Annotated in this window: 18 protein-coding genes; 8 read left to right on the top strand and 10 right to left on the bottom strand. The window is 62.0% G+C overall.

Annotated elements, in window-relative coordinates; translation table 11 throughout:
* Position 1: 1 nt before the first annotated feature.
* A complete protein-coding gene (locus NCR98_RS25890) occupies positions 2-853 on the bottom strand; it encodes a sugar phosphate isomerase/epimerase family protein (protein ID WP_250527730.1) in 852 nt (283 codons plus the stop codon).
* A gap of 23 nt (positions 854-876) precedes the next feature.
* Positions 877-1,845: a phytanoyl-CoA dioxygenase family protein gene (locus NCR98_RS25885; protein ID WP_250527729.1), complete on the bottom strand. Its 969-nt coding sequence runs from the start codon at positions 1,843-1,845 to the stop codon at positions 877-879.
* A gap of 148 nt (positions 1,846-1,993) precedes the next feature.
* On the opposite strand from NCR98_RS25885, the gene NCR98_RS25880 reads away from it, so the two are divergent.
* Entirely contained in the window at positions 1,994-3,016 is a 1,023-nt protein-coding gene (locus NCR98_RS25880; RefSeq protein WP_250494646.1) for a LacI family DNA-binding transcriptional regulator, read from the top strand.
* A 25-nt stretch (positions 3,017-3,041) separates the two neighbouring features.
* Here NCR98_RS25880 and NCR98_RS25875 read toward each other — a convergent pair whose 3' ends face one another.
* The 3 genes from NCR98_RS25875 to NCR98_RS25865 all read right to left on the bottom strand — a co-directional run bounded on the left by NCR98_RS25875 (position 3,042) and on the right by NCR98_RS25865 (position 6,310).
* A complete protein-coding gene (locus NCR98_RS25875) occupies positions 3,042-4,577 on the bottom strand; it encodes an amino acid permease (RefSeq protein ID WP_250527728.1) in 1,536 nt (511 codons plus the stop codon).
* A gap of 133 nt (positions 4,578-4,710) precedes the next feature.
* Complete coding sequence (locus tag NCR98_RS25870) at positions 4,711-5,490, bottom strand: SDR family NAD(P)-dependent oxidoreductase (protein WP_250527727.1); 780 nt, start codon at positions 5,488-5,490, stop codon at positions 4,711-4,713.
* Between the two features lie 178 nt (positions 5,491-5,668).
* The gene (locus NCR98_RS25865) at positions 5,669-6,310 is read right to left on the bottom strand and encodes a glutathione S-transferase family protein (RefSeq protein WP_250527726.1); all 642 of its coding nucleotides are present in this window, start codon (positions 6,308-6,310) and stop codon (positions 5,669-5,671) included.
* A 256-nt stretch (positions 6,311-6,566) separates the two neighbouring features.
* Here NCR98_RS25865 and NCR98_RS25860 point away from each other — a divergent pair, with 256 nt between their 5' ends.
* Positions 6,567-6,725, top strand: coding sequence for a hypothetical protein (locus NCR98_RS25860; RefSeq protein WP_244830596.1), 159 nt, complete (start codon positions 6,567-6,569; stop codon positions 6,723-6,725).
* Positions 6,726-6,758: 33 nt separating this feature from the next.
* Positions 6,759-9,032, top strand: coding sequence for a phosphocholine-specific phospholipase C (locus NCR98_RS25855; protein ID WP_250527725.1), 2,274 nt, complete (start codon positions 6,759-6,761; stop codon positions 9,030-9,032).
* Positions 9,033-9,086: 54 nt separating this feature from the next.
* Here the strand turns inward: NCR98_RS25855 and NCR98_RS25850 are convergent, their stop codons facing one another.
* The 4 genes from NCR98_RS25850 to NCR98_RS25835 all read right to left on the bottom strand — a co-directional run bounded on the left by NCR98_RS25850 (position 9,087) and on the right by NCR98_RS25835 (position 12,022).
* Positions 9,087-9,365, bottom strand: a complete 279-nt coding sequence (locus tag NCR98_RS25850) for a DUF3253 domain-containing protein (protein WP_250511611.1) — start codon at positions 9,363-9,365, stop codon at positions 9,087-9,089.
* Complete coding sequence (locus NCR98_RS25845; RefSeq protein WP_250527724.1) at positions 9,365-10,336, bottom strand: shikimate dehydrogenase family protein; 972 nt, start codon at positions 10,334-10,336, stop codon at positions 9,365-9,367. The genes NCR98_RS25850 and NCR98_RS25845 overlap by 1 nt, the downstream gene beginning before the upstream one ends.
* The gene (locus NCR98_RS25840) at positions 10,333-10,980 is read right to left on the bottom strand and encodes a glucose-6-phosphate isomerase (protein WP_250527723.1); all 648 of its coding nucleotides are present in this window, start codon (positions 10,978-10,980) and stop codon (positions 10,333-10,335) included. The genes NCR98_RS25845 and NCR98_RS25840 overlap by 4 nt, the downstream gene beginning before the upstream one ends.
* Positions 10,981-11,065: 85 nt before the next feature.
* Positions 11,066-12,022, bottom strand: coding sequence for a helix-turn-helix domain-containing protein (locus tag NCR98_RS25835; protein ID WP_250527722.1), 957 nt, complete (start codon positions 12,020-12,022; stop codon positions 11,066-11,068).
* A 95-nt stretch (positions 12,023-12,117) separates the two neighbouring features.
* On the opposite strand from NCR98_RS25835, the gene NCR98_RS25830 reads away from it, so the two are divergent.
* Positions 12,118-13,362 (top strand): DUF1479 domain-containing protein, encoded by a 1,245-nt coding sequence (locus NCR98_RS25830; protein WP_250527721.1) that lies wholly within the window; start codon positions 12,118-12,120, stop codon positions 13,360-13,362.
* 61 nt (positions 13,363-13,423) lie between these two features.
* Here the strand turns inward: NCR98_RS25830 and NCR98_RS25825 are convergent, their stop codons facing one another.
* Positions 13,424-14,545 (bottom strand): mandelate racemase/muconate lactonizing enzyme family protein, encoded by a 1,122-nt coding sequence (locus NCR98_RS25825; protein ID WP_244830614.1) that lies wholly within the window; start codon positions 14,543-14,545, stop codon positions 13,424-13,426.
* A 106-nt stretch (positions 14,546-14,651) separates the two neighbouring features.
* Here NCR98_RS25825 and NCR98_RS25820 point away from each other — a divergent pair, with 106 nt between their 5' ends.
* From NCR98_RS25820 to NCR98_RS25805, 4 genes are all read left to right on the top strand, one after another.
* Positions 14,652-15,554, top strand: a complete 903-nt coding sequence (locus NCR98_RS25820) for a LysR family transcriptional regulator (RefSeq protein WP_244830616.1) — start codon at positions 14,652-14,654, stop codon at positions 15,552-15,554.
* 108 nt (positions 15,555-15,662) lie between these two features.
* Positions 15,663-17,423 (top strand): IlvD/Edd family dehydratase, encoded by a 1,761-nt coding sequence (locus tag NCR98_RS25815; protein ID WP_250511606.1) that lies wholly within the window; start codon positions 15,663-15,665, stop codon positions 17,421-17,423.
* A 177-nt stretch (positions 17,424-17,600) separates the two neighbouring features.
* On the top strand, positions 17,601-18,548 hold the full coding sequence (locus tag NCR98_RS25810; protein WP_250527720.1) for a dihydrodipicolinate synthase family protein: 948 nt from the start codon (positions 17,601-17,603) through the stop codon (positions 18,546-18,548).
* Positions 18,549-18,587: 39 nt separating this feature from the next.
* On the top strand, positions 18,588-19,895 hold the full coding sequence (locus NCR98_RS25805) for an MFS transporter (RefSeq protein WP_250527719.1): 1,308 nt from the start codon (positions 18,588-18,590) through the stop codon (positions 19,893-19,895).
* Positions 19,896-19,905 lie beyond the last annotated feature (10 nt).

Genomic DNA, 19,905 nt, shown 5'->3' with positions numbered 1-19,905 from the left:
CTTATACCGGCGTTGCTTCCTCTCTTTCGAGCCGTGTCCACATGTCCGCGACCAGGCCCTTGAGCAATTGCGCTTCTTCCCAACGATCCGATAACTCGTAGCCATTTCTATCGGTCATCGCATACTCCTTCGGGCCGAGTTCGCAGAGAAACGTGAGCACGGCATCGCTTTCCGCACGCTTTCGCCAGCTGCGAAAACCGTATTTCCACCAGCCGAGGAAAAGATCGAGCCATTCCTTGTGATGCGCAAAGCTGATCTGCACCTGTATCTGCTCGCGGCTTGCCACGCGTCCATGAAAGCCCCAGCAGTTGTCCAGAATGCGATGCATGAGCCGATGGTTGTCATCCGATACCGGCCACGCGAACTCCCGGCCCACGAGGTAATGCGAGATGTCGCCGGTCAGACGCAGGTCAGGAAAGCAATCGAGCAGACGCAGCGTGAATAGCAGATCCGTCGTCATGCGGTCGCGATGCGTTTCGATATGAACCGCGATGCCCGCATCGTGCGCAAGCCGGCGCCATCCTTCGATAAGCGGAATGCACTCCTCGATCGAGTACGGCCGCACGTCCGGCTGAAGATTGATGTGATCGGCACCGAGCGCCTGCACGTGCTCGATGATCGGCTTCAGGTCATCCACGGTTTGCGGATAACACTGCGCCTGCCACGTCATGCCGTATTCCTTCAGCGTGTGCGTGACGCGGCTCGCATACGCGTAGTCGAAGAAGCGCACGCCCACGCCGTCGAAGCCGGCATCGCGGATCATGCGTAACTGCTCGTCGAGCGGCCACTCATGTCCGTCCGGGCGGCGTCGTTCCATGGCCCATAGCGACTGATACACCTTGAGTTGCTGCATGCGGTTTCCTTTCCGACGCCGCGCTACATCGCCTCTGCTGTCGTGGCGAAAAAGCGATTCTTGAGCGATGTCTGGTTCTCGTAGATCGAGCCTTGCTTCGGCGCGGGCGGCAGCGGCAGGATGACCGGAACGTTCTCCATGCGCGGCACGATAGTCGGCTCGCCCGCGATGATCCGCTCGTTGAACTCCGCGAGACTCTTGTCCTGCGTGGGACCGCCGATAAGCGGCCAGGCATCGACGGCGGCAATCTCATACAGCAACAAGCGGCGCGGCCGGTTCGACGTGTTTTCCGCGGAACCGTGAATTGCGCGCGCATGATGAATCGAGAACGATCCCGCCTTGCCCGTGCACGGCACCGCCTTGCTGAAGTCGACATTGGATGTCGTCGGGTCCATCGCGCCGCAAAAATAGCCGTCCGTGTGATGACTATGAATCTCGCTCTGGTGGCTATCCGGAATGATCAGCAGCGGGCCGTTTTCCAGTTCGCAATCGTCGAGCATCACGCCGACAGCGAGCACGTCCTGATTCGTGTGCGGGTAAAACGCCCAGTCCTGATGCCATTCAACCGGGTCGCCGACATGCGCTTCCTTCAGGTTCAGCTTGGTGTTGCGCACGCGCAGATTCGGCCCTAGAAGACTCGTCAGCGCGGCGATCAGCTTGGGATGCTTGAGCGCTTCCATGAACACCGGATCGACCTTGATCGGGTCCTTGATGCGCCGCACGCGCGGCTTTTGCGCTGTATGCGAGGGCGCGAGATCGAATACATCGTTCGATGCCGTGAGCGCGCGAGACTGCTCGACGAGTTCATCCGTGACGCGGCGCATGCGCTCCACGAGGTCATCGCTGAAAACGTTGGTGACGACTACGTATCCTTCCTTGGCGTATTGCTCTACTTGCTCGTTCGTAAGCACTTTCATCTCCTGAAAGAACGGACCTGCCTTTTGGGAGCGCTCCCATTCGCGAGCGCCGACGCGGCGCTTTGGCAACGTCATTGCACTGCATCATGCTCGGTTCGTAACCAGCTATGTGCGCGCTCCCATTCAAGGTAAAGTGGAACCGTCGGAGTGTCAAGCAGCGGTCTTCCCTGATCGACCCTTCGCGCACGAAACACAGATCACCAACGAAACGAAACGAAGCACCATGAAAACAAGCGCCACCGCGTCCGAACCCACCTTGCCCCGGCCCACCATGGAAGACGTCGCTCGCGAGGCGAAGGTCGGGCGCATGACCGTTTCGCGCGCGTTGAATCAGCCCGAGCTCGTATCGCCCGAATCGCTGGCGGCGGTGCAGGCCGCCATCGAAAGACTCGGTTACGTGCAGAACCTGAATGCAGGAAGCCTGGCGTCGAACCGGTCGAAGATCATCGGCGCGGTCATTCCGACTATCGAGAACGCGTTCTTTTCGGACACCATCAGCGGGCTGTCGCAAGCGCTGGCCGACAAGGGCTATCAGTTGCTGCTCGGTCAATGCCGTTACGACGCAGCCGAGGAAATGCGGCTCATCGATGCCTTCGTCGGGCGACGCGTCGACGGCATCATGCTCATACGCACATCGACGCCGGCGGAAGTGGACAAGCGCATTCGCCGTTGCGGCGTTCCGGTGATCGAGGCATGGGACACGTCCAACGATCAGATCGACATGCGTATCGGTTTCTCGCATCGCGATGCCGGTGCTGCAGTGGCGCGCTATCTCGCAAGCAAGGGACGACGCAATCTCGGTTTTCTCGGCAGCATGGATGTCCGTTCGACCGGCCGCTTGCAAGGCTTTCGGGCGGGCGCGAAACAGTCGGGGCTTCACAAGATCGAGGCCATCACGCTCGACCGGCCAATGGGCATCAACGACGCGCCCGAGATCTTCGACAGGCTGCTCGAACGCCGCCCGGACCTAGACGCCGTGTTCTGTTCCAGCGACATGCTCGCCGCTGGCGTGCTGTTCGAGTGTCAGCGGCGCGGCATACGCGTGCCGGAAGACGTCGCCATCATGGGCTTCGTGGACTTGCCCATCGCGGCGGCGACGCATCCGGGCATCACGACGATCCGCGTTCCATCGCTTGAAATCGGCAAGCTGGCGGGCGACATGCTGCTCGATTATCTCGAAGGCAAGCGCCCCGCGAATCCGCGTATCGACCTGGGCTTTACCATTGTCGAGCGAGGCAGCGCATGAAGCGGGACATGACGGGCATGCAGCACTATCGCACTGCCTGATCGACGTCGGCTTCGAGCTTGCCGATGCGCGCCATATCCGCATCCGACTTCATCGACGGCGGACCCGCAAAGGTCTTGCGCACCCCGAAGCCGTACCAGATGACGAGCAACGCGATCACGAATCCAACGAGCACGTACAGCACTTTTTCGTTCGGCGGCTGAATGCCGACATACGCGAGCACGCACGCGCCGACCGTCGCCAGCAACGCGAGCGGCTTGGACCAGAGGCCGAGCTGGAACGGTCCCTTCTCTGTCCAGCCATGGCCTTCGGCGAACATGCCGAGCGCAATCGGCATCGCGTAGGAAATGTATAGGAAGACCGCGCTGCCGGCGCTGAGCACGGAGAAGGCATCGCCATACAGCGTGATGAGAATGGCGAGTATGGCGCAAGTCCAGATCGCCGCGCCCGGCGTGCGATGCTTCGGGCTCACGTGACGCAAAAACTTCGAGCCGGGCAGCCCGCCATCTCGCGCGAACGCGTACATCATGCGCGAGGTGGACATGATGGCCGCAAGCCCGCAGACATAGTTGATGAAGAACATCGCGAGTTCGAGACACACGCGCAACGTCGTCGGAATCGGCGCGAGAATGGCTTCGAAGAAACCGGTGCCCTGTTTCATGCCCGCCGTGAGATCCGGCATGACGAGCACGAAGGTGCAGACCATGACGTAGCCAAAGACCGCCGACCAGAACACCGAGCCGATGATCCCTTTCGGCACGTTGCGCGCGGCATCGTGCGTTTCCTCGGACGTGTGCGCGGAAGCGTCGAAGCCGGTGATGGTGTACGTCACGAGCAGCAAGCCCGCGAGAAACGCGAGCGGCGTCGATTGCTTCGGCCACGCGCCGCCATCGACGCCCGTGAAGTTGGTGAACGTGACGAGCCGATGCAGATCGAGCGGCACGGACGAGTAATAGAGCAGCGCCACGACCAGAACGATGGTGACGACGAAGATAAGATAGCCCGAGAGATCGGTGATCTTGCTGGCGATCTTGATCCCGCGTGCATTGAGCAGCGCCTGCGACAACGTGATGATCGCGAGGAACGCGGTCTGGTGCCACCACGTCAGGTTTTCGGGCGCAACGCCGAACATCGGCGCGATCAGCGTCTTGAAGAACGGATCGTAGGTGCCGAAGTTGATCGCGCTGATGACGAAGATCAGACCAATCAGGTTGAGCCATGCCGTGAGCCATCCCAACTGCTTGCCGCCGAGGATCGAGCCCCAGTGATACAGCCCGCCCGCTGTGGGAAACGCGGACGCGATCTGCGCCATCGACACCGCGACGATCAACGCGAACAACGCGCCAAGCGGCCACCCGAGCCCGACGGACGCGCCGCCCGTCGCCGAAAGCGCCAGCTGGAATGCGGTGATACCGCCCGAGAGGATGCAGATGATCGAGAACGAGACCGCGAAGTTCGAGAAGCCGTTCATGCGCCGGGACAACTCTTGCGCATAACCCATCTTGTGCAACAGGCTCACGTCGCTGTCGCTGCTTGCTTCAGACTGGTGCTTTGCGTTCATATTCACTCCGTCACGAATGCCTGCCGGGAAGGAACCAGAATTCGACGTCCGTATTGCCTGTCACGCTGACGCGCGACGCGCGACGCGCAACAGGCACGGTAAGTAGCCAAATTTCGAAGCGCTACCGGATTCTTTACACGGCGGAGAAGCCGTTATCCACGAAGAGATGCGTTCCGTTGACGAAGCTCGCTTCGTCGGATGCCAGAAAGAGCGCCGCAGCAGCGACTTCGGACGGCTCGCACAGCCTGCCCTGCTGAAGCGCGATGGCGGCTTCAGTGGCATCGACACCCATTGCCTGCAGGTCGCGAAGCTCGCGCATGCCGTGCGGCGTGCGAATGAATCCAGGCGCCACGGCGTTGCAGCGAATGCCCCGATCGCGGTATTCGACGGCTATCGCGCGGGCGAACATGTGGCATGCGCCCTTGGTCGCGTCGTAGAGCACTTCGCCGGGCGTGGCGTAGACTGCCGAGATCGACGAGGTGCACACGATGCTGCCCTTGCCCTTTTCGAGCATCTGCGGCAGGACCGCTTGTGTCATGAGGAACATGCTTTTGACGTTCACGCCCATCAGCCAGTCCCATTCCGATTCCTCTATTTCGAGGAACGGTTTGACGATCAGCGTGCCGGCGTGATTGAAGAGGATGTCCGCGTTGCCATATTGCTCTTTCGCGGCTGCGACGGCTTTCTGGACATCGGATTGACGGGAGACGTCCGCACCCAGACCTAGCGCTTCGAATCCCGCTTCGTTGAGCCGGGAGGCGAGCGCAATGGCGGCATCCACGTCCCGGTCGATGATGGCGACCTTCGCGCCCTGTTGCGCGAACAGTTCCGATGCCGCCGCGCCGCATCCACCCGCGCCGCCGCTGATGATCGCCACCTTGCCGGCGAGGCGGCCGTCGCTTCTGGAAACCATATCGTTGTCCTCGGTAACGTTGAGCTGCGTTCGACAGAGGGTCGCTCCGTGCATCGACGTTACTGCGCCAAAATGCGATCTACTACTGGATTTTCGGCGTAGCGGGCTTTGGGCGAGACCGCGCAACGAGGAACGACAACGCCGGAACCGGCGTGCGCCCGGCGCTTCATCGATGTCCCTAGGTAAGCATCGGCGTCAGGTCGGGATCGCCCTTCTTCATCGCTCGCCGATACGCCGGGCGTTCGCCGATTCGCTGCAGATATGCCCGTATGTTGGAATACGGCGAAAGGTCCAGCGGCTGAAAAATACGCATGGTAGTCAACGAAAATACGCTCATGATGTCGGCGGCCGTGAAGTCGCTACCCGCGAGATAGTCCGCCTGTCCCAGCCGATCTTCGATGAGCGCCAGCACTTTATCGAGCCGTCCCTGCACGGCGGTTTGCACCGGATGATCCGGCGGCAAACCGGCGCGGCCGATCATCATCGAGCGTCCCATGACCGGCTGCAGGTTGCCGTTCGCGAAGTGAAACCAGTAGAGATAGGACGCGAAGTCGGGATGATCCGGCGCGTGCTGCAATCTGCCGTCGCCATGGCGCGCGAGAATGAACTCGACGATAGCCGCGGACTCGGCGAGCAACATGCCATCGACTTCGATGAGCGGCGCCGCGCCCAGCGGATGCAACGCGACGAGTTCGGGCGGTGACAGCATGGTGCGTGCATCGCGCGTGTACTTGACGAGCTCGTATGGAACATCGAGCTCCTCGCACAGCCAGACGATACGCTCGGATTGCGAGTGCCCGAGGTGATGGATTTTCAGCATGAGTCAGTTTCCTTGAGTACGAGTGAAGTCGAAGCGCGATGAACCTGGCGTGCAGCGCAAGCAGCGAGCCTGGCGCCCGCCGTCCGAAAGGCATCAAGCCTACCGAATTTCGAACGACTTTCTTGAACCTTCATATTTCTGCCAAAAATTACCTTTACATTTCCGTCAGAAATTAGGCGCCTGCTTACGAACATGGAATGTCCGGCCGGAAATTCCATCCAGTTTCTCACTCGTTCTTTTTCTGATGACGACAACCATGCCCCACCTGACTGCGCTCGGCAGACCGTCGCTGGCAAGCGCGCTGATTTGCATCGCGCTTACGCTCGCCGCTTGCGGAGGAGACGACAAGTCGGCAACGCCCGCCTCGACCAACGCGTCGTCCTGCAAGATCAGCCACTGCGCGCCGGCTCCCTGAGTCGCATTCCCACATCAAAAATTCATCAATGGCATGACATTCAGTCCATCTAAACGAAGTTTCATCAAGACGTCGCTTGGCACCGCCGCTTCCGCCGCCGTGCTTTCCACGTTCCCGCCTGCTATTCGGCGCGCGCTCGCCATCGACGCGAACAACGTCACGGGCACGATCAGGGACGTTCAGCACGTCGTGTTGCTGATGCTGGAAAACCGTTCGTTCGACAGCTATTTCGGCACCTTCAAGGGCGTGCGCGGTTATGGCGACCGCTTTGCCATTCCCTCGCCCAACGGCGCAAACGTCTTCTATCAGAACTACACGAGTTCCGGCTCGACGAGCACGCTGATTCCCTATCATCTCGACGAGTCGAAAGGCAACGCACTGCGCGCGGGCAGCACACCGCATACGTGGTCCGACTCGCAGGCCGCATGGGACAACGGCCGCATGGCGGCATGGCCGACAGCGAAGAAGCCCTTGTCGATGGGGTATTACGAAACGGTCGAAGTGCCCTTTCATCGCGCGCTCGCGGACGCCTTCACGCTGTGCGATTCGTATCACTGCGGCATGCACACCGGCACGATTGCAAACCGTCTCTTCTACTGGACCGGCACGAACGGTCCCAACGGTTTGAGTCCGTCGACCAACGCGCCGGTCAAGGTGGCCGCATTGAACAACGAGTTCAATGGCGGCAATGACATTGGCTCGTCGTCAACCGGCTGGACCTGGACGACCTATGCGGACCGTCTGCAAAACGCGGGCGTGAGCTGGAAGGTGTATCAAAGTCTCATCGACAATTTCGGCTGCAACGAGATGATGAGCTTTCGCCACTGGCGCACCGCAATCGAGCAGATGCCCGCCGCACGGCGACCGGTGTACGTGGCGAACACGGACATCACGCAACCCGTGACGGCGGCGGGCGCGTTCTACGATTCATCGATCGACGACGCCCTGAGTCCGCTCGCGAAAGGCTTCGGCAACACCATGCCACAAGGCTTTCTCGAAACGTTTCGCGACGACATCCAGAAGGGCACGCTGCCTGCCGTATCGTGGATCATCCCGCCGTCCGTATATAGCGAGCATCCCGGTCCGTCGAGTCCCACGCAAGGCGGCTGGTACGTGCAGGAAGTGCTCGATGCGCTGACCGCGAACCCGGATGTGTGGAGCAAGACCGTGCTGCTCGTCAATTACGACGAGAACGATGGCTTCTTCGATCACCTTCCGCCGCCGAGCGCGCCGTCGCACGCAAGCGATGGCACGCTCGCGGGTGCGAGCACCTTGTCCGACACCGATATGGCGGTGGAATATCACAACTTCGCGCCGGCAACGAGCAATCAGCCGAAGACCGACGGACGACCATACGGCCCCGGCCCGCGCGTGCCGATGTGGGTGATCTCGCCGTGGAGCCGTGGCGGCTTTGTGAATTCGCAGGTCTTCGATCACACCTCGACGCTCATGTTCCTCGAAAAGCGCTTCGGCGTGACCGAACCGCAGATCAGCAGCTATCGGCGTGCGATTTGCGGCGACCTGACCTCGTGCTTCAACTTCGTTAATCCGAACGATGCCACGCTGCCGACGCTCTCCGGGCGCACGACGAAGGACTCGGCCGATGCGCTCGCCAAGTCGCAGGCGGCGGCATCCGCGATCCAGGCGCAGTCCGTGACGGCGAGTTCGCCGTTGCCCGCGCAGGCTACCGGTACACGTCCGTCGCGCGCCTTGCCTTACGAGCTGCACACGACCGCGCATGTGAACGCCAACGCAAGCACGGTCGCGCTCGAATTCGCGAATGGCAGCACGAACCACGCGGGCGCGGTGTTTCATGTGTACGACAGAAACCATCTCGAACTCGTGCCGCGCCGCTTCGTCGTCGAGGCGGGCAAGTCGCTGACGGGAACGTGGACCGTGCCTGCCAGCGATGCAGGACGATACGATCTGTGGGTGCTTGGACCCAATGGTTACCACCGCGAGTTTGCGGGCAATCTGAAGGAAGTGAGCGCATCCGCGAATGCCGAGATTCAGGTTTGCTATCAGCCGTGCGATACGTCGCTCGTCAGCGTGAAGCTCTACAACCGCGGCAATCAGTCGTGCACGTTCACGACGGCAGCGCTGGCCTATCTCACGAATGGTCCGTGGGTCACGACGGTGGCTGCGAACTCGGTCGTCGAAGTGGCCTGGCCAATTGCCGATAGCGGCAACTGGTACGACTTCATGGTCACGTGCAGCGGTCTGAACGCGTTCAAGCGACGCTTCGCGGGACGTGTGGAGAATGGCAAGGACCTCGTTTCCGATCCGGCCATGGGGATGGCTTCTTAACGTGCATGAGCGGGTCCGTGTCGGCTCGACGATGACGCGGACCGCTTACGCTCTTTATGCCGATGCCGGAAAAGCCGGCCCGCGCCGCAAGCGAATGGGCCCATGACTCATTGCATCGGGGTCCAGCGTCACGTCCCCTTGTGTGATCAGCACTTTGCCTTCACGCGCCATTTGCGCGGCTACGTCCCTGACCAAAGGCATCAGCGCGCGCCATCCATCTTCGTCGCTCACTAGATTGCGTGCCACATCCGATGGACAAATGGAAGAAGTCGCGGCACGTCCGCCAAGCAAATCCAGCGCGCAATTTTCGATGTCCCGCGTAGATACGCTCATCACGCAACCGGGCGCGCAGGCGCCGGCTTGCCCGCTTCCGCCGCGATCCGGCATAGCTCATCGAACGCGGGTCCACGCGACGGAATCTCGACATGGAACACTTCGGCCATCACGCGCGTCCAGCCGTAGATGAAGTAAGTCCACCCGTCTTCTATCTGCAATTGCTTTTGAAGCGCCTGCGCACGCGCCTGTTCGAGAAAGACCAGATCGCCCCGATAATTCAGCTCCCAAACCACGGCGCGTTCCGGGAACACGGCTGCGTCGCTGAGCGGCGAACCTGGCGCGTCCTTGCCAAGTCCCGTCGCATTGATCACCAACGCGCCCGAAGACAATCGCGCGAGCACCGCGTCATTGTCCTTTGCGTCCTGCACGAGCACGTACTCGCATGCAACGCCAGCGCCGACCTCTCGATGAATCCGCTCGATCTCCTCGAGCCGCGCCGCGGAACGGTCCGATACGATCACCTTCGACGGCCGATTCGCGCCACGGCCTGGTTGCATCAGATGCCATGTCATCGCAATGGTCGAGCCGCCCGCGCCCATCGAGAACGCTTCCGCGCCCGTCGTTGCGAAATGCTGTTCGGGCAGGAAGCCATCGAGCGCGAAGCCGGAAGTGATCGGGTCCTTGGCGTGACAGACGAACTTGCCGTCGCGCTTGGAGAGGCAACTCGTTTCGCTCATCATGAGCGCGTGAGGATCGATCTCGTCGAAGAGATCGCGGCATGCAGCGTACAAGTCGATCTTGTGCGTGGTGACGAGTGCGCCAACCGACAAGGGATCGTCGCGCAAGAACTCGACGGCTTCGCGATACGCATTCGCCGGCGAATGCGGCTCGAAATCGATACCCTTCATCTCGACATTGCCGAGCCCGAGATGTCTTGCCCATGCGGGAAACACGCGCATGATCGAACTTTGCGCGGTCGTCACGCCGATGAAGTAAAACGTCGGCCGTTGCGCGGCTTGGTAACTCATCGCGCCGCTCCTTCGGCACGCGCGCCGCGCGCGATCAGCGCTTCCACGTCGGCCTGCGAACGCTCGCGATACGCAGGATTCGCTTCGCTGCGCCAGCCGCCCTGACCGTCATCTACGATACGCAAGCGCATGCCGCCCGCTTGTTCGATGATCGCGTAGTCCTGCCCCGAATCCGCCGGGTAGCAGAACAGCATCACGAAGTCTTCCGCGCCCGTGTTGACGGAACGATGAATCCAGCGCGGCGGCACGTAGCACACAGTATGCGCGTGTATTTCGACGATGCGTGTCTCTCCGTCCGGCGACTCCATCGACATGAGCCCGTCGCCCTTCAGACCGAAATACAACTCCGGCCGGTCGATGTTCGCGTGAATATGCCCGCGCGTCATGAAGTATTCGCGGCCGACCTTCCCTGGCGACATGCGCGTGACGCCGGTGATGAGGTCGCCCGGCTGATCGCTTGGGCGATGATCGGTCACGTCGTACACGACATCCTTGCCGCGAGCGGAAGCCAGCGCGTCGAAGGCGGCTGCATCGGCGTACAAGCCGGCGAGATCGTCGAGGCGCTTCTGGTAGCGTGTGCCCGTGCCTTCCATCAGCCCGGTATTCAGGTTCACATCGAATGAGCACGGTTCAGGCCATTGCATGAGCCATCTCCAAGGAAGGTTGGAAAAGCGGAAGGGTCAATGCTAACTTAAGTGGCGTCATGCGTGACCGTGACGCATGACGCCGTCACGCAATCGACTTCGGCAAGCGCGGATTGCGCTGCAACGAAGGCGAGCGCTCGGTGATACCCGGCCCGGCGTGCGCCTCGGCAACATCACCGGCTGCGAATTGTCTTCGATAAGCGACGGGCGTGAGGTCCTTCATCGCCTTGAATTGCCGGTTGAAGTTGGCGACATTCGGAAACCCGGAGCGCGCCGCGACGACGGACACCGGCGCGGACGTATGCGCGAGCATGCGGCAGGCATGTCCGATTCTGACCCGCGCGATGTATCGTCCCACGCTCTCGCCCATGTGCTGCTCGAAGTAGCGCGCAAGCGAACGTTCCGACACGTTGGCCGCCTCGCAAAGCTCGGAAAGACGCAGCGGTTCGGCAAAGCGCGAGTCGATCATCGAGAGTACGCGGTTGATGCGTTCCGGTTCGTGACCCGAAGGACCGTCCGTACGCTCACTGAACGCAGCAGGCGATGCAAGCGGTCGACCAGGCGCTTCCGCCAGCGAGCAAAGCACGTTCAGCGCGGCGCCCAGGCGTTCGCGGGGCGCGTTGCAAAGCAGCTTGTCGAGTTGCGTGCGCATCGCGGCGCCGACTTCCTCACCGAACGCCAGTCCGCAGGCGGCTCGGCGCAAGAGGTCGCGCAAGGGTGTGTATTCGGGGCAGACATCCGCGAGCCGCCGCGCCCATTCGCCACTGAACCAGATCACGATGGCGACCTGAGGCACGCTCGAATCGATCGAACGGTTCGACGCCCACGTATGCGGGAGATTCGGTGGCACGAGCACCAGATCCGCGTCGGCGTAACCCTCGATCGAATCGCCGATATAACGCTTGCCGTGGCTGTTGAGCGTGAGCGTCAACTCGTATTCGGGATGATGGTGCCATTCGAAAGGAATGCGCGGCAGACGCCGGTGGTAAACCCTCACCGAACATTCATCACCGAATTCGACGTGTTCGTATGCGGGTTTCATGGCAGAAGACGCGAAGAAGTTGTCCGGATGGTATCACTTCTGCAGGCGTCATCGGCCTATTCTGCCAGTATCGCAAAACCCGTACGGAGACAACCATGGCACTTGAAATCGACGATTTGCCTGCAACCATCCGGCAGGCCAAACGAGCGCTTCGCGAGCGGCTGCCGAGCTATCGCGAAGTCTTCGCCGAAGTGGAAGAAGCAATCCACGCCGAGGCCAGCGAGATCGCCGAGCGACGCAATCGCGGCGAGAACGTCATCCCTGAAATCCAGTTCTCCGAGATCGCGCAGCAGCGTGTGAGCGCAGAGCAGATCGCGCTCATCAAGTCGCGTGGTGCGTGCGTGATCCGCAATGTGTTCGAAGCATCGATCGTCGAACAATGGGACCGCGATATCGCGGAGTATGTCGAGCGCAACGACCTCGATACGCGACTGCAGAACCGCGCCGAGGACAAATACTTCGGCCAGCTCGCCTCGAGCAAGCCGCAGATTTACGGCGTGTACTGGTCGAAGCCGCAGGTGCTGGCACGGCAGGCGCCTTTGTTGACTGCGGCGCGCGTGTTCCTCAACCGCTTGTGGCGCGTCGAGAGCGAAGGCCGCGTTCATTTCGATCCCGAGCGCGTGCCGGTGTATGCCGACCGCATGCGTCGACGTCCGCCCGGCTCCGAGTCGTTGGGTCTGTCCGCGCATTGCGACGGCGGCTCGGTCGAACGGTGGATCGAAGCAAATTTCCGCAAGGTGTACCGGCATGTGTTCGACGGCAACTGGCGTCAATATGACCCATTCGACGCCGCGTTCCGGCCGGATGTCGAGGAGATCGCGTCGCCCGCGGTGTGCTCCATGTTCCGCACGTTTCAAGGCTGGACCGCGCTCACGCCGCAAGGTCCGGGCGACGGCACGTTGCAGCTCGTGCCGATTGCGAACTCGATGGCGTATATCCTGTTGCGCGCCCTTCAGGACGATGTCGCCGACGACGACCTGTGCGGCGCCATGCCCGGCCGCGCGCTTTCCATCAAGCCCGAATTTCATGCACCGCTTTTCGAAGCGTTGTCTTCGATCCCGCACATGCAGGCGGGCGACACCGTCTTCTGGCATAGCGACGTGATCCACGCCGTGGAAGACGCGCATCGCGGCGCGGGCTACAGCAACGTGATGTATATCGCTTCGGCGCCTGCGTGCGCCAAGAACGACGAATATCTCAAACGCCAGTTGCCCGCTTTCCTCGAAGGCAGAAGCCCGCCCGACTTTCCCGCCGATCACTTCGAGGTCGACTTCGTCGGACGCGCCACGATGCAAGACCTGACGCCGCTCGGCAAAGCGCAACTCGGGTTCGATCTTTAAACCTCATGAGTCGTCGATAAAACGGGCGCACGCCATCGCAACCAGGACCGAATAAAAGCCTTCAAATCCGCTTCCACTGCCCGTACTTCGCCACCTGCGATTCATCGAAGGAGAAGCCGAGGCCGGGCGCGTCGTGCAGCTTGACGCGCCCGTTCTCATGCGACAACTGGCGGTCCACCAGACGGCGGAAGTTGAGCACCTGATCGTCCCAGAAGTATTCGACGTAGCGCGCGTTCGGCGTGGCAGCAACGAGCGGCGCATGCAGGTCGTGGAACCAGTGCGGACACATCACGACACCATGACTTGCCGCCGTCGCCGCGATCTTGCGCCATTCAGTAATGCCGCCGCACACGGCCGCATCTGATTGCAGAATCGCGGCCGCGCCCTGGTCGAGCAATTCCTTGTGATACCAGCGGCCATAGCCGATCTCGCCCGTCGCCACCGGAATGCGCGTGGCCTTCGCAAGCCTCGCGTGATTGTCGACATCGTCTGGCGAAAAAGGCTCTTCGATGAAGTACGGATCGTATTGCTCGATGCGGCGCACATGCTGCAAGGCCTGCGTGAGATCGGTCCAGCCGTTGTTCATGTCGATCATCAGTTCGACGTCGGGCCCGACGGCTTCGCGTGCCGCCTTCACGCGCCGCTCCTCTTCCTGCGGCGACAAACGCCCGCCTTTCATCTTCACCGCCCGAAAACCCATCTCCACGTAGCCGGCCATTTCCTCGCCGAGCTTTTCAGGTGTCTTGCCGTCGAGATAGTAGCCACCGCTCGCGTAGGCCGGCACGCTTTCGAGCTCGTTCGCGCCGAGATACTTGTGCAAGGCCACGCCATGCGTGCGCGCGTTGAGATCCCACAGCGCGACATCGAGAATGGACAGCGCACGCATCACGGTGCCCGCGCGTCCTTGCAACAGCGCTTCGTTATACATCGTCTGCCAGAGTCCTTCCACAGCGTACGAGTCGCGGCCGATCAGCACCGGCGCGAGCAACTGCTCCACCGCCACGGTCAGCAATTCGCCCGCCGCGCTGCCGATATAGCAAAAGCCGATGCCTTCGACGCCATCGGTCGAGCGCACCTTGACGAGGCCGTAATGACGCGTGGACACCGTGCGCGTCGAAAAGGACGTGACGCGATCGAGCGGCACCGCGGCCGCGCATACGGCGATGGATTCGATGATAGGCATGGCTGTCTCCCTGTATTGTCGTCAAGAACCGCAAGAACGAGTCTGATGACATGCGCGCCGCAGAAGAAGTATCCTTTGGCTTCTTCAAACCCAAAATTTTTTATCGATGGACTCGCGCTATCTGCAGAGCTTCGTGTTCGTCGTCGAACTGGGTTCGATCGCGGAAGCCGCGCGCAGGCTCGATCTGACGCCCGCCGCCGTCGCGCAACGCGTCAAGATGCTCGAAGCCGAACTCGGCGCCACGCTCGTGCGTCGCTCGGGCCGCACGGTGGGCGCGACGGAAGCCGGCGAGCGCATTCTCGCGCGGGCGCGAGCGGTGCTGCACGACATTCGCGACTTGCGTTCGGACATCGAGGACACGGATCAATTAGGCGGTCAACTGCGTCTTGGCGGCATGGCGACGATGATGGGCAGCCTCATTCCCGACGCGCTCGCGGTGCTGCTCGGTCATCATCCGCAGATGGACTTCTATCTGGAGCCGGGCACGTCGCTCGATCTTTATCGCAAGGTGACGGCAGGCGATCTCGATGCCGCCGTGATCGCGCAACCGCTTTTCAATCTCCCGAAAAGCTGCGACTGGCATACGTTTCGCACGGAGCCGCTCGTGCTTCTGACGCCCGCCGCGATGAACGTCAACGACGTCCACGCGACCTTGCTTTCAGAACCCTTCATTCGCTACGACCGTAACGTGGTCGGCGGCCAACTCGCGGATGCGTATTTACGGCAGCAAGGCATCAAGCCGAATCAGCGCTGCGAACTCGATGGCCTCGCGGCCATCGCCACGCTGGTCGATCGCGGGCTCGGCGTCTCGCTCGTGCCGGACTGGGCGCCGCACGAGTATCCGGGCATTTCCGTGCGCAAGTGGGCGCTCCCCAACGCGGCGCCCAAGCGTCTCGTCGGCTTGTTATGGGGACGTTCATGCGCGCGCATCCGGCTCGTGCAGGCGTTTCTCGGCGCGGCGGACTCTATCGAACGGACGCGGCACGGGTCGGGCAAACCGAAGCAATAGTCACGTCCGGAAGCAAGAAGTTCTATGGTTTGAAGCAAGCGCGAACGTGTCGCGGCAACGCAAGCCAGCCGCGATAATGCGGGCACACCTACAGGAGACGCCAGCAACATGAGCGACACATTCAAGAAAAAGTCCGGCGCTGAACAAGACCCGCAACCCGGCGGCCTGCGCAAATCGCTGACGAGCTATGGCGACAGCGGCTTCTCGCTCTTTCTGCGCAAGGCTTTCATCAAGGGCGCGGGCTATACGGACAGCGCGCTCGACCGGCCGGTGATCGGCATCGTGAACACAGGCAGCGCGTATAACCCGTGTCATGGCAACGCGCCGCAGCTGATCGAGGCCGTCAAGCGCGGCGTCATGCTCGCGGGCGGCCTGCCAATGGACTTCCCGACCATCTCCATTGCCGAATCGTTCTCGCAGCCGACCAGCATGTATCTGCGCAACCTCATGTCGATCGACACCGAGGAGATGATTCGCGCGCAGCCCATGGACGCCGTCGTGCTGATCGGTGGATGCGACAAGACCGTGCCCGCGCAACTGATGGGCGCGGCATCGGCGAATATCCCGGCGATCCAGCTCATCACCGGTTCCATGCTGACGGGCGCGCATCGCGGCGAGCGCGTGGGCGCATGCACCGATTGCCGGCGCTATTGGGGACGTTTTCGCGCGGAGGAGATCGACGAGACGGAAATCGCGGCGGTCAACAACCAGCTCGTCGCGAGCGTGGGCACGTGTTCGGTGATGGGCACGGCAAGCACCATGGCGTGTATTGCCGAAGCGCTCGGCATGACCGTTCCGGGCGGCGCCGCGCCGCCCGCGGTGACATCGGACCGCATGCGCGTCGCCGAAATGACCGGCACGCAAGCCGTGCGGATGGCGAAGGACGACCTCACCATCGACAAGATTCTCACCGCCGATGCCTTCGAGAACGCCATGCGCGTGCTGCTGGCTATCGGCGGTTCGACCAATGGCATCGTGCATCTGACCGCCATTGCCGGACGCATGGGCTACGACGTCGATCTGAAAGCGCTCGACCGCATGGGCCGCGAGACGCCCGTGCTGCTCGATCTGAAGCCGTCCGGCTCGCATTACATGGAGGATTTTCATAAGGCGGGCGGCATGGCCACGCTGCTGCGCGAACTCAAGCCGCTTCTCAATCTGAACGCGCTGACCGTCACGGGCCGCACGCTCGGCGAGGAGATCGAAGCGGCGGGTCCGGCCTTCGTGCAGGATGTCGTGCGCTCGTTCGACAACCCGATCTATCCGCAAGGCGGTATTGCCGTCCTCGAAGGCAATCTCGCGCCGGGCGGCGCGATCATCAAGCAGTCGGCGGCGAACGCCGAACTCATGGAGCACGAGGGCCGCGCGGTGGTGTTCGAGAACGGCGCGGACTTGGCCACGCGCATCGATTCCGCCGATCTCGACGTCAACGCCGATGACATTCTGGTGCTCAAGAACATCGGTCCGAAGGGCGCGCCCGGCATGCCGGAAGCCGGGTACATTCCGATCCCGCGCAAGCTCGCGACGGCGGGCGTCAAGGACATGGTGCGCATCTCCGATGGCCGCATGAGCGGCACCGCGTTCGGCACGATCGTGCTGCACGTGACGCCCGAATCGGCGATCGGCGGGCCGCTTGCGCACGTGCAGACGGGCGACCGCATTCGCCTGTCCGTGTCGAAGCGCGAGATCAGCCTGCTGATCAGCGACGAGGAACTCGCTGCGCGTGCGGCCCGACATCCCGTGACGATACCGACAGCGGAGCGTGGATACCGCAAGCTGTTTCTCGATACGGTGACGCAAGCGGATAAAGGCGTCGACTTCGATTTCTTGCGCGCGACGGAGAAGCGCGGCACGACGCCAAGAAGCTAGACGCGTCATGCTGAAGCACGCCAGGGCCGCTTTCGAGCGGCCTTTTTTGCGTTCACGGGAAACGTCCGCATAAGACACAAGAAATTTTTGTCTTTGAAGCAAGCGCACCCTTGTTCTTCGATATCCAACCCACGGCGATACTGGCGCGACCCTCGAACGACACCGGAGACGCTTGCCATGACTACATCAAAGACCTTTCAGGGCGCGCTGTCGCCCGTTCTCACGCCATTCGACGATAACGGCGCGCCATCGGCCGAGCGTCTGATTCGCCACTGCCGCGCGTTGCTCGACGACGATGTCGGGCTGGCCGTGTTCGGCACGAATTCCGAGGCCAACTCCATGTCCGTCGCGGAGAAGCGCGGACTGCTCGATGCGCTCATCGGCGCAGGCCTGCCCGCTGCACGCATGATGCCTGGCACCGGCGCGTGTGCGTTGCCGGACACCATCGAACTCACGCGTCATGCGGTAGCGAACGGCTGTGGCGGCGTGCTGATGCTGCCGCCGTTCTACTACAAGGGCGTAAGCGACGAAGGACTGTTCCGCGCATACGCCACCGTGATAGACGCTGTCGCCGATGCGCGTCTGAAGATTTATCTCTATCACATTCCGCCGGTCGCGCAGGTGCCGTTGAGCCTTGCACTCATCGAACGCTTGCTGAAGGCGTATCCGGGCACCATTGCGGGCATCAAGGACAGCTCGGGCGACTGGAGCAACACGTCGGCCGTCATCGATGCTTTCGCGTCCACGGGCTTCGAAGTCTTCGCGGGCAGCGAGACGTTCCTGTTGCGCACGTTGCAAGCGGGCGGCGCGGGTTGCATCACCGCGACGGGCAACGTGAATGCGGCGGCCATCGGCAAGCTCGCGCGCGAATGGCGCGCCGTCGATGCGCCCGCACAGCAACGCCGCCTAGACGAAACGCGCGCGGTGTTCCAGCGCTTCCCAATGATCGCCGCGATGAAAGCGGCCATTGCATGGCAATCCGGCGATGAAGGCTGGGCGAATTTGCGCCCGCCGCTCGTCGAGCTCGATGGCACGCAACGCGTGCAGCTTGAAAACGCGCTGGACGCCATCGGCTTTTCCATTCCGCATGCCGATCAGCTCGGCGTTCGCGAACCCGCGCACTGAACCGCCGTACAACCATACGAATAAAAACGGAGACAAATCTTGTACGACAGCCCTTCACTTCCCGCCTCGATAGCACCCGACGACGCCGACTCCATCTTTCGCCGCGTTGCGCTGCGCTTCATGCCGCTCTTGTTCGTCGGCTACGTGGTCGCTTATCTGGATCGCGTCAACGTCGGCTTCGCCAAGCTGCAGATGCTGAACTCGTTGCATCTGAGCGAAGCCGTGTACGGCCTCGGTGCGGGGTTGTTCTTCGTTGGCTACTTTTTTTTCGAGGTACCGAGCAACCTTCTGCTGCATCGCATCGGCGCGCGGCGCTGGATCGCGCGGATCATGATTACCTGGGCCGCGTTATCGATGGCCACTGCCTGGGTCTCCACGCCCATGCAGTTCTACGCCGTGCGGTTTCTGCTCGGTGTCGCGGAAGCGGGCTTCTTTCCGGGCATGGTGCTGTATCTGACCTACTGGTTTCCCTCGCATCGGCGCGGCAAGATGATTGCGCTCCTGATGGCGGGCAATCCGGTGTCGGGGCTTATCGGCGGACCGGCGTCCGGCTGGATCATGCATTCGATGAGCGGCGTGGGTGGCTTCGAAGGCTGGCAATGGCTCTTCATCATCGAAGCGGTGCCGTCCATCGTGCTCGGCTTCGTGATCCTGAAGCATCTCGATGACCGCGTCTCCGACGCCACCTGGCTCTCCGAACCCGAAAAGCGCGTGATCCTCGATGAAATCGCCGCCGATACCGCCACGCAAACGCACGGCTCGGTGCGCGCGGTGTTCACGTCGGCGCGCGTGTACCTGATGTGCCTGATTCTCTTCGGCATTGTCATGGGTTCGTACGCAATCGGCTTCTGGCAGCCGACCATCCTGCGTTCGACGGGTATAGAAGACGCGTTCATCATCGGCCTTTTGACGATGATTCCCTACTCCGTCGCCCTCATCGCGGTGATCCTCACCGGCAAGCACGCCGACCGCACACGCGAGCGGCGCTGGCACGTCGCGCTGCCCGCGCTCATTGCCGGAGCGGGCTTCGTGCTGTGCGCGCTCTTCGGCGCGTCATCGGCGATATCGGTGGCTGGCCTCACGCTCGCGACTGCGGGCGTCATCACCGCGCTGCCGATGTTCTGGGCGCTGCCGACGGCGTTTCTCGGCGGCACGGGCGCGGCGGCGGGCATCGCGCTCATCAACTGCACGGGCAATCTTGCCGGATTCGTAAGCCCGGCCGTGATCGGCTGGCTCAAATCGATCACGCATTCGCTTTCGTCAGGACTGTTCGTGGTTGCGGCTTCGCTTGCGTTGTCGGCGTTGCTGATTTTCGTCTTTGTGCCGGCGAAGCTCGTCAACAAGTGAGGATTCGACG

The sequence above is a fragment of the Caballeronia sp. GAWG2-1 genome, assembly GCF_023631405.1.
Taxonomy (GTDB): domain Bacteria; phylum Pseudomonadota; class Gammaproteobacteria; order Burkholderiales; family Burkholderiaceae; genus Caballeronia.
This window is presented reverse-complemented; position numbering and strand designations above follow the sequence as displayed.

Coding starts and splice junctions, on each gene's coding strand:
- NCR98_RS25890 (WP_250527730.1), bottom strand. CDS start 853: ATGCAGCAACTCAAGGTGTATCAGTCGCTATGGGCCATGGAACGACGC.
- NCR98_RS25885 (WP_250527729.1), bottom strand. CDS start 1,845: ATGACGTTGCCAAAGCGCCGCGTCGGCGCTCGCGAATGGGAGCGCTCC.
- NCR98_RS25880 (WP_250494646.1), top strand. CDS start 1,994: ATGAAAACAAGCGCCACCGCGTCCGAACCCACCTTGCCCCGGCCCACC.
- NCR98_RS25875 (WP_250527728.1), bottom strand. CDS start 4,577: ATGAACGCAAAGCACCAGTCTGAAGCAAGCAGCGACAGCGACGTGAGC.
- NCR98_RS25870 (WP_250527727.1), bottom strand. CDS start 5,490: ATGGTTTCCAGAAGCGACGGCCGCCTCGCCGGCAAGGTGGCGATCATC.
- NCR98_RS25865 (WP_250527726.1), bottom strand. CDS start 6,310: ATGCTGAAAATCCATCACCTCGGGCACTCGCAATCCGAGCGTATCGTC.
- NCR98_RS25860 (WP_244830596.1), top strand. CDS start 6,567: ATGCCCCACCTGACTGCGCTCGGCAGACCGTCGCTGGCAAGCGCGCTG.
- NCR98_RS25855 (WP_250527725.1), top strand. CDS start 6,759: ATGACATTCAGTCCATCTAAACGAAGTTTCATCAAGACGTCGCTTGGC.
- NCR98_RS25850 (WP_250511611.1), bottom strand. CDS start 9,365: ATGAGCGTATCTACGCGGGACATCGAAAATTGCGCGCTGGATTTGCTT.
- NCR98_RS25845 (WP_250527724.1), bottom strand. CDS start 10,336: ATGAGTTACCAAGCCGCGCAACGGCCGACGTTTTACTTCATCGGCGTG.
- NCR98_RS25840 (WP_250527723.1), bottom strand. CDS start 10,980: ATGCAATGGCCTGAACCGTGCTCATTCGATGTGAACCTGAATACCGGG.
- NCR98_RS25835 (WP_250527722.1), bottom strand. CDS start 12,022: ATGAAACCCGCATACGAACACGTCGAATTCGGTGATGAATGTTCGGTG.
- NCR98_RS25830 (WP_250527721.1), top strand. CDS start 12,118: ATGGCACTTGAAATCGACGATTTGCCTGCAACCATCCGGCAGGCCAAA.
- NCR98_RS25825 (WP_244830614.1), bottom strand. CDS start 14,545: ATGCCTATCATCGAATCCATCGCCGTATGCGCGGCCGCGGTGCCGCTC.
- NCR98_RS25820 (WP_244830616.1), top strand. CDS start 14,652: ATGGACTCGCGCTATCTGCAGAGCTTCGTGTTCGTCGTCGAACTGGGT.
- NCR98_RS25815 (WP_250511606.1), top strand. CDS start 15,663: ATGAGCGACACATTCAAGAAAAAGTCCGGCGCTGAACAAGACCCGCAA.
- NCR98_RS25810 (WP_250527720.1), top strand. CDS start 17,601: ATGACTACATCAAAGACCTTTCAGGGCGCGCTGTCGCCCGTTCTCACG.